This window comes from Phytoactinopolyspora endophytica (assembly GCF_004138495.1).
GTDB classification, from domain to species: domain Bacteria; phylum Actinomycetota; class Actinomycetes; order Jiangellales; family Jiangellaceae; genus Phytoactinopolyspora; species Phytoactinopolyspora endophytica.
The window spans coordinates 107,759-109,593 of the sequence record NZ_ML142851.1; the positions used below are offsets into that span (position 1 = coordinate 107,759).

2 protein-coding genes are annotated in these 1,835 nt (G+C 68.1%); both read right to left on the bottom strand.

The features are described from left to right. Positions 1 to 36: 36 nt before the first annotated feature. Positions 37 to 1,074 (bottom strand): alanine racemase, encoded by a 1,038-nt coding sequence (locus ELR45_RS06395; protein WP_129664428.1) that lies wholly within the window; start codon positions 1,072 to 1,074, stop codon positions 37 to 39. A 7-nt stretch (positions 1,075 to 1,081) separates the two neighbouring features. Further along, the coding region (locus ELR45_RS40470) for a lipid II:glycine glycyltransferase FemX (RefSeq protein ID WP_240759216.1) at positions 1,082 to 1,835 on the bottom strand (754 nt) is incomplete at its 5' end.

Sequence of the window (1,835 nt, forward strand, 5' to 3'; positions counted from 1 at the left end):
CACCACAGCCGTTCAAGGAACCGGCTTCACGGGACACTAGCGAAAAGTGACGCGGTCGAACGTCGTCGTGGTGAAGCGGACGTCCACCTCGAGCTCATCGCCCGGTGACGGTGACCTGACGTCGTCGGGAAGCCAGATCATGGAGCACTGCATATGGGGCGGCTCGGCGAACCACCGTTGCTTACCTTCGACCCGGAACGGGGACAGTGCCCGGCCGGTGGCCTCAAGGCCACCTTTCGCGGCGGTGACGAGACGCTGGCGTGCACCGGTGACCGGTGACGGGGCCTGAAGGGCGATGCCGTGGGCGGTGCCTCCGCCGACGACCACCAGCCGGCCGTTCCGCCGGGCGCGTCGCTGCCGATAGCCGTATTGGTCGCCGCGGCGGATGCGGTGGACGTCCAGAACCGTCCCACGTGCGCTGAGTGCTCCGCGGTCACCCAGCCAGAGAGCCGACCCGACCCGGAGCCTGACTTCCGCATCCGTCTGCGTCGCGAGTACCGAAGCCGCCGCCGGGGTGAGATGGCTGACCCAGAGTGTCCTGGGCACGGAGCTGGGGGCGGTGTCCAGGGCGAGCGAGCCGAGGCGGTGCGCCTCCTCTGCGTGGTCGCCGCCCAGCGGCAAATGCAGCGCGAACCCTTCCAAGCGGACGTCTTCCAGAGCCTCGCCAACGGCCTCCAGCTCGTCCGGGCCGACGCCGTGCCGGCGCATGCTGGTCAGCACCTCGACGACGACGCGTGGCCGGCCACCACGTTCCGCAAGAGCGCGCAGGTCCGCGAGTCGCGACACGGTATGAACCACCCGCTCGTCGTCGACGGGGGTCTCCAGCCAGGGACGCCATGGTGAAAGCACCAAGATGTCGCCGGTGAACGTCCCACTCACGTCGTCGATCTCTTCGTACGTGCCGACCGCCAGAGTGCCTGCTCCGAGAGAGAAGGCCTCGGAGGCGAGCGTGGCGTTGCCGAAGCCGTAACCGTTGCCCTTGGACACCGGCACGACGGTGACACCGTCCGGCTCCACGATGCTCTTCAGGTGACGTCGCCAGCGGGCCGCGTCGACATGCAGGGTAAGCGCCATGGACTCGTCAGCTCCGCCGTTTCATATACATGTCGAATGCGCTGTAGAGGATACGTGAGATGGGCAGATCCCATTCCCCGAGATATTCGACCGCGTGCCCCCCGGTACCCAGCTTGAAGCGGATCAGGCCGGCGTGCGGGTCGGACTCGTCCAGCGTGTCGGTGATGCCCCGCAGGTCGTAGATGTCGCAACCGTCGGCGAGGGCGTCCTGGATCATCTGCCACTGCACCGCGTTCGAACCGCGGAACTCCCGCTTCTCGGTCGAGGACGCGCCGTACGAGTACCAGGCGTGGGCGCCGACCCGGACCATGGTGGTGGCGGCGATGAGGTCGCCCTCGTGATGGGCCAGATACAGCCGCAGCCGATCCGGTGCCTCGGCCGTCATCGCCTCCCACATGCCGGTGAAGTAGCTCATCGGGCGCGCGTGGAAGCCGTCCCGGTGAGCGGTCTCGGTGTAGAGGCGATGGAAGGTGGGCAGGTCGGCGGCGGTGCCGTGGCTGACCACAACACCCGATTTGTCAGCCTTCTTGATGTTGCGTCGCCACAGCTGGTTGAAGCCGCGCAGGACGTCGTCCTCGGATCGGTCTCGCAGCGACACGTGAAAGCTGTACCGGGGCTGCCCCGCGCCGAAGCCGTCGATGTCGGCCGGGGGACGCCAGCCGGCGTCAGCGAGCTGCCGGGCGAGGGATTCGCCGGTCTCGGTGGTCTCGTCGGACGGTAGGTCGCGGAGCCGGTTGACCGCGTCATCGGCGAGGCCCGAT

Coding starts and splice junctions, on each gene's coding strand:
- ELR45_RS06395 (WP_129664428.1), bottom strand. CDS start 1,074: ATGGCGCTTACCCTGCATGTCGACGCGGCCCGCTGGCGACGTCACCTG.